The sequence below is a fragment of the Pseudoalteromonas sp. CR1 genome (assembly GCF_019392235.1).
Lineage (GTDB): Bacteria > Pseudomonadota > Gammaproteobacteria > Enterobacterales > Alteromonadaceae > Pseudoalteromonas.
The window spans coordinates 39,592-46,032 of sequence record NZ_JAHXRM010000024.1 but is presented as its reverse complement, the minus strand read 5'-3'; the positions used below and the strand labels follow the sequence as shown (position 1 = coordinate 46,032).

General features: G+C 40.3%; 4 protein-coding genes and 4 tRNA genes. 4 read left to right on the top strand and 4 right to left on the bottom strand.

What is annotated here, in order from left to right:
• Position 1: 1 nt before the first annotated feature.
• The 4 genes from KZZ04_RS17200 to KZZ04_RS17185 form a co-directional block, all read right to left on the bottom strand.
• Positions 2–78, bottom strand: a tRNA-Asn gene (locus KZZ04_RS17200).
• Between the two features lie 21 nt (positions 79–99).
• Positions 100–176: transfer RNA gene (locus tag KZZ04_RS17195), tRNA-Asn, on the bottom strand.
• A 21-nt stretch (positions 177–197) separates the two neighbouring features.
• Positions 198–274, bottom strand: a tRNA-Asn gene (locus KZZ04_RS17190).
• 21 nt (positions 275–295) lie between these two features.
• Positions 296–372: transfer RNA gene (locus KZZ04_RS17185), tRNA-Asn, on the bottom strand.
• Between the two features lie 1,053 nt (positions 373–1,425).
• Between KZZ04_RS17185 and KZZ04_RS17180 the strand changes: the two genes are divergently transcribed.
• The 4 genes from KZZ04_RS17180 to KZZ04_RS17165 are packed head-to-tail and all read left to right on the top strand — an operon-like array spanning position 1,426 to position 6,419.
• Positions 1,426–2,805: an MATE family efflux transporter gene (locus KZZ04_RS17180; protein WP_219423439.1), complete on the top strand. Its 1,380-nt coding sequence runs from the start codon at positions 1,426–1,428 to the stop codon at positions 2,803–2,805.
• The gene (uvrB, locus tag KZZ04_RS17175; protein ID WP_219423433.1) at positions 2,802–4,796 is read left to right on the top strand and encodes an excinuclease ABC subunit UvrB; all 1,995 of its coding nucleotides are present in this window, start codon (positions 2,802–2,804) and stop codon (positions 4,794–4,796) included. The genes KZZ04_RS17180 and uvrB overlap by 4 nt, the downstream gene beginning before the upstream one ends.
• Positions 4,797–4,799: 3 nt before the next feature.
• Positions 4,800–5,738, top strand: a complete 939-nt coding sequence (locus tag KZZ04_RS17170; protein WP_219423431.1) for a class I SAM-dependent methyltransferase — start codon at positions 4,800–4,802, stop codon at positions 5,736–5,738.
• Positions 5,739–6,419 carry a tRNA (adenine(22)-N(1))-methyltransferase TrmK gene (locus KZZ04_RS17165; protein WP_219423429.1) on the top strand — a complete coding sequence of 227 codons (681 nt, stop codon included), beginning with the start codon at positions 5,739–5,741 and terminating at the stop codon, positions 6,417–6,419.
• Positions 6,420–6,441 lie beyond the last annotated feature (22 nt).

Genomic DNA, 6,441 nt, shown 5'->3' with positions numbered 1-6,441 from the left:
TTGGCTCCCCCTCCCCGACTCGAACGGGGGACCTGCGGATTAACAGTCCGTCGCTCTAACCAACTGAGCTAAGGGGGAATCGTTTATGGTTAAAAAGCTTGGCTCCCCCTCCCCGACTCGAACGGGGGACCTGCGGATTAACAGTCCGTCGCTCTAACCAACTGAGCTAAGGGGGAATCGTTTATGGTTAAAAAGCTTGGCTCCCCCTCCCCGACTCGAACGGGGGACCTGCGGATTAACAGTCCGTCGCTCTAACCAACTGAGCTAAGGGGGAATCGTTTATGGTTAAAAAGCTTGGCTCCCCCTCCCCGACTCGAACGGGGGACCTGCGGATTAACAGTCCGTCGCTCTAACCAACTGAGCTAAGGGGGAAGCGTCTTGCCTTTCAACGGGGCGAAATATTAATGACCGCGCTGCAAAGTGTCAACATATAAAAGTCATAAATTAAAAAAAGAGGTTTATTCGTTGTTTTTATGTGCAATCTGCGTGTTTTATAGCTTTGTTTTAAGCACTTCATTGGCATTTTTATAAAACCGTTACTAACAAAATAACTTTTTGTGATCGTTTAGTACTGTTGGTTGAGTAAATAAAATACAAAGATAAAGTGATTTATTACGCGTAAAACTCAAAAAACAAAATTAACTGTTTAGGCCTATTAGTTAATTAATTCTGTAATATTGATGTTAGGGTATTTTTTATTCGGTATTACTTTACTGATAAACACGCTGTTTAATTGTGTGCAATTATGAAGTGTAAACATTTAAATAAATAAAGTCCTGCATGTTCATAAAGAACACAATCAATAACTTGTAACTACATACGCATGCGTTAATGCGTGGTCACAGGGCTGTCGAAATTTAAAAATATTAACCTAGGTTAATTTGTCGGCTAAGGTTACAAAAGCATTAAAATGTAAATCCCTCATTTGGTCAGACCTGCACGTAAAATGTATGTCTCTCGAAGCCTTTATAAATGCGGCCTTGAATGAGTTATCCACGGTTTCTGTGGATAACTCTGTTTATGAAACTTTAAGAACATCAGCGGCACCAGTATTTTAGAGTGCTACAACGATTTCAAGCTTTTAAATCATTATTTTTATTTTAAATGAAAACAGCAGCTTAGCGTTTTAGGGTTGCAGTGTGTTATTCGATGAGAGTAACTTTTCGTTACGATAAATCAAAGTGTCGAATTGTGTAAAAAACCGACAGGTAAACCGTGTGTTTTGTAATAAAAGTAGCAAAAATGTGTCTTAATTGTTTTTTGATGCATTAAGGCCTTATTTTAGCAAAAACGTATAAAAAGTGATGTTTACTCCATACGCTCTTTTTATTGGGTGTGCCTGTGTAAAATGTAGTGATAAATCCGTGGCTTGAATTGCCCTGATGCTTTAAAATGATCAACTCAGTAAAAGAGGCCATTTATTCCATGCGCGCAATTTCAAATACGAAGACTCGCCCAGATTTACTTAACGATCCCATTATGCCAACGTTGAAAATAATGACTGTTCCGATGATCTTCGGCATGATCATGTTAATGATGTTTAATATAGTTGATACCTTCTTTATCAGTTTGTTGGGTACAGAGCCTCTCGCTGCAGTGAGTTTTACTTTTCCAGTCACCTTTACCGTAATTAGCTTAGCTATTGGTTTAGGCATAGGCACTTCAGCTGTCATTGCAAAAGCGTTAGGCAGCAACAAAATAGATGAAGCTCGTTTTGACGCCAGCATCTCTATATTAGTGGCTGTTGTGTTGGTGCTTATATTATCGTTTATAGGCTATTTACTTATTGACCCGGTATTTACGTTACTGGGTGCAGGACAGCAGGTGCTTCCTTTAATACATGAATACATGAATGTGTGGTTTATTGGCAGTGTATTTTTAATCACACCCATGATTGGGAACTCTGTATTACGTGCCAGTGGCGATACTAAAACTCCCAGTATTGTAATGGGAGGAGCAGGGCTTATAAATGCAATACTCGACCCCATGCTTATATTTGGTTTTGGTCCTATACCTGCAATGGGTATACAAGGCGCAGCCATTGCAAGTGTAATAGCTTGGGCTGTAGCTGTTGTCATTATTTTATATATTTTAATAGCAAGAAAACGATTACTTAGTTTAAAAGCTGGGTCACAAACAGTTATGGGGTCAATCCGCAAAATATTAAAAATAGGTGTACCTGCCGCAAGTGCTAATATGCTTACACCAATTGCAATGGCGGTAATGACGGCACTTGTTGCTAATCATGGTCCTGAGGCCGTTGCCGCGTTTGGTGTTGGTAGTAGAATAGAGTCTATTGCAAGTATTTTAGTGCTTGCCTTATCAATGACACTCCCGCCATTTGTAAGCCAAAACTTCGGTGCTGGAAAATTATGTAGAGTTAAAGACGCATACATAGGGACGTTGAAGTTTGTGATGGTTTGGCAATTTATTATTTACGTTTTGCTGATTATTTTTTCTGGAGTAATAAGCCAGATATTTGGTAAAGAGCAGGCAGTAATAGATGTAATTAAGCTCTTTATTTACACCATACCATTAAGTTATGGTTTGCAAGGTGTGATCATATTATCAAATTCATCGTTTAATGCTTTGCACAAACCAATGAATGCATTGTTTTTAAGTATTATACGTTTATTTATTTTTTATGTTCCGTTTGCTTACTTAGGCAGTCATTTTGCAGGGTTGACGGGGTTATTTATTGGTGCGGCGGTAGGTAATTTATTTACCGCGTTTGTAGCGTATAAATGGTTTATAAAAGAGCTTGAGTCATTGAGCAGTCAGTCATTACAGGAGTGCAATAATTGAGCGATCATTTTCAGTTAAAATCACAGTTTCAACCAGCAGGGGACCAACCTACTGCAATAAAGCAATTATGTGAAGGTTTAGAAGCCGGGCTTGCTCATCAAACATTGTTAGGGGCAACAGGTACGGGGAAAACCTTTACCATGGCTAATATAATTAACGATTTGAACCGCCCGACAATTATAATGGCGCACAACAAAACGTTGGCTGCGCAGCTTTATGGTGAAATGAAAGAGTTTTTTCCTAAAAATGCCGTTGAATATTTTGTTTCTTATTACGACTACTACCAGCCTGAAGCGTACGTTGTATCGAGCGATACCTTTATTGAAAAAGACGCATCCATCAATGAGCACATTGAGCAGATGCGATTAAGCGCAACCAAAGCATTACTTGAACGCCGTGATACTATTATTGTTGCGTCGGTTTCGGCTATTTATGGTTTGGGTGACCCCCAGTCATACATGAAAATGATGTTGCTTTTAAAAGTAGGTGAAAAAGTTGATCAACGCGATATGCTTCGCCGTTTAGCCGAAATACAATATACTCGTAATGACATAGAGTTTAGTCGTGGTACTTACCGAGTTCGCGGCGAAGTGGTCGACATATTCCCGGCAGAGTCAGAAACATACGCAGTGCGAGTAGAAATGTTTGACGACGAGATAGAGCGTTTAAGTATTTTTGACCCGCTAACAGGCGCTGTTGAAAAACATGTTGTGCGCGCCACTATTTACCCTAAAACGCACTATGTAACTCCGCGTGAAAAAATTCTTGGCGCAATCGAAAATATTAAAATAGAACTAAAAGATAGAAGAGCTCAATTACTCAGTGCCAATAAATTAGTAGAAGAGCAGCGCATTGCGCAGCGTACTCAGTACGACATAGAAATGATGACCGAGTTGGGTTATTGCTCGGGAATAGAAAACTACAGTCGTTACTTATCGGGTCGTACCCCCGGCGATCCGCCGCCAACCTTGCTTGATTATCTACCTGATGACGCATTAATGATTATTGATGAATCGCATGTAACTGTATCGCAAATTGGCGCTATGTATAAAGGCGACAGAAGCCGTAAAGAAAACCTTGTAGAGTATGGTTTTAGAATGCCCTCAGCTATGGACAATCGACCCCTTAGGTTTGAAGAGTTTGAAGCCATTGCACCGCAAACCATTTATGTATCGGCAACGCCTGGCGACTTTGAAATGGAGCGAAGTGGTGGGGAAGTTGCAGAGCAAATTATTCGCCCAACAGGGCTTTTAGATCCGCTTATTGAAGTGAGACCCGTTGGCGACCAAGTTGATGATTTACTCTCAGAAATATATCAATGTGTTGAAAAAGGTGAGCGAGTATTGGTTACTACACTGACAAAACGCATGTCAGAAGATTTAACCGATTATTTAAGCGAACATGGCGTAAAAGTGCGCTACCTGCATTCAGACATAGATACCGTAGAGCGGGTAGAAATAATTCGCGACTTACGCGCTGGTGTATTCGATGTGTTAGTGGGTATTAACTTACTAAGGGAAGGCTTAGACATGCCAGAAGTGGCATTGGTTGCCATACTTGATGCCGACAAAGAAGGCTTTTTACGCTCAGCCCGTTCGCTCATTCAGACCATTGGTCGAGCTGCGCGTCATTTGGATGGGCGTGCTATTTTATATGGCGATAAAGTCACAAAATCAATGGCAAAAGCAATAGATGAGACAAGTCGCAGACGCGAAATTCAGCATCAATACAATTTAGACAACGGCATAGAGCCACGTGCATTGGCTAAAAAGATTCTTGATGTGATGGATGTAGGCGAAGAGGCTGGCCCTAAAGATAACCTTCAGCTTATTCGCAAAGAATCTAAAAAGGTACTTAGCGCGAAAGAAATTGCAACGCAAATTAAGCAACTTGAAACTAAAATGCACGCGTATGCGAGCAACTTAGAATTTGAAAAAGCAGGCTCTGTGCGCGACGAAATACACGAACTACAACAACAGTTGATTAATTAAAAAATGACTACAAATTTTACGCCTCTGATTACGGCACTTGAAAGCGCCCCTATTTTAAATAACGAATTGTGTCGTGTTTTTCATGGGCGAGGCCATAGTGTTGAGGCATTAAGCCACTTAAATTTAGATTTTTATCCACCAAGCTTATTTTTAGTCTCTTATGATGAAATAGACGAAAAAACGCTTCATCAGTTAACCGAAACGCTTTGGCAATGGGCGCAAGCACACCACCCAGAATTAATTACCTCGCTTGTTTATCAGCAACGCGCGGGTGTGCAAAGTCAAAACACAGTCATGTTTGGAACGCTCCCTAATAAGCATACAGTAACCGAAAACGGAATTCGCTTTTTAGTCGATTTGCAAAGCCGCCAAAATACAGGGATTTTTCCTGATATGCGAAGCGGCCGCGAGTTTGTAATGGCTAATAGTAAGCATGGCAAAGTACTTAATTTATTTTCGTACACGTGCGGTTTTTCGTTAGCAGCAATGCAAGGCGGTGCCGATCATGTAATGAATATGGATATGAGTAAAGGGGTGCTTAAAGTAGGTAAGCAAAACCATCAGTTAAATGGTTTTGACAAAGGGGTGAGTTACTTACCTCACGATATTTTAAAGTCGTTTGGTAAATTAAAAAAAGCAGCCCCGTTTGATTTAATTATTGTCGATCCGCCAAGTTTTCAAAAAGGCAGCTTTATTTTAACCAAAGACTACCAAAAAGTGCTTCGCAGGCTCCCAGAGTTACTTAATCAAACAACAAAATTGCTCTTATGCGCAAATAGCCCTGAGCTCTCAGAGGATGCATTTAAAGCCCTGATTGACGAGCACACACAAGGTGCGATTACATTCGTAGAACGCCTTGCACCTACCGACCGCTTTATTGAAATAGACAGTGATAAAAGTTTAAAAGCGCTCGTCTATAAAATGTCACATTCGCCTGATTAAATGAAACTCAGTAAACGACTGACTGCGATTGATGCGCTTATAACACGCCAGCAAAACACTATTTGGGATTGTTGCTGCGATCATGGCTATTTAGGTATGGCTTTGTTGAAGCGCTCAGCTGCCAATAAAGTCATGTTTGTTGATATTTTGCCTAATGTGATGACCGATTTAGAAGCGCGATTAACCCATAATAAAAAATTTAGGGTGCCTGGTAATAAAAAGCCAGAATGGCAGGTCTTGTGTCAGGACGTTGGAAGTATAAAGCTGGATGATGTAAAAAATCAGATCGTTGTTATAGCCGGTATTGGTGGTGAATTAGCGCTGCGTTTGGTGAAGCAAATAATAGCGAATAACTCACCAGAGCGTTTACAGCATGTGCGTTTTATTTTATGCCCAATTCACCATACTTATTTACTGCGCAGTGGTTTACACACGCTTAATTTGGGTTTGCATAGCGAGCAAATTATTAGTGACAAAAACCGTGTTTATGAACTCCTAGAGGTTAGCTTTAAAAGCAGCCAACCGGTAAGTAAAACAGGTGATGCCATGTGGGACTTAAATGATAAACAGCATACGGCTTACATTCAACGACTATTAAATCATTATAATAAAATGCTCAATAAAGATGAGCTTTATTATCAAAAAGTTATAAGCGACTATCAAAGCCTTTACGATAGTTAAAAAAGCCCAATTTTGTCGGGCG

Coding starts and splice junctions, on each gene's coding strand:
- KZZ04_RS17180 (WP_219423439.1), top strand. CDS start 1,426: ATGCGCGCAATTTCAAATACGAAGACTCGCCCAGATTTACTTAACGAT.
- KZZ04_RS17170 (WP_219423431.1), top strand. CDS start 4,800: ATGACTACAAATTTTACGCCTCTGATTACGGCACTTGAAAGCGCCCCT.
- KZZ04_RS17165 (WP_219423429.1), top strand. CDS start 5,739: ATGAAACTCAGTAAACGACTGACTGCGATTGATGCGCTTATAACACGC.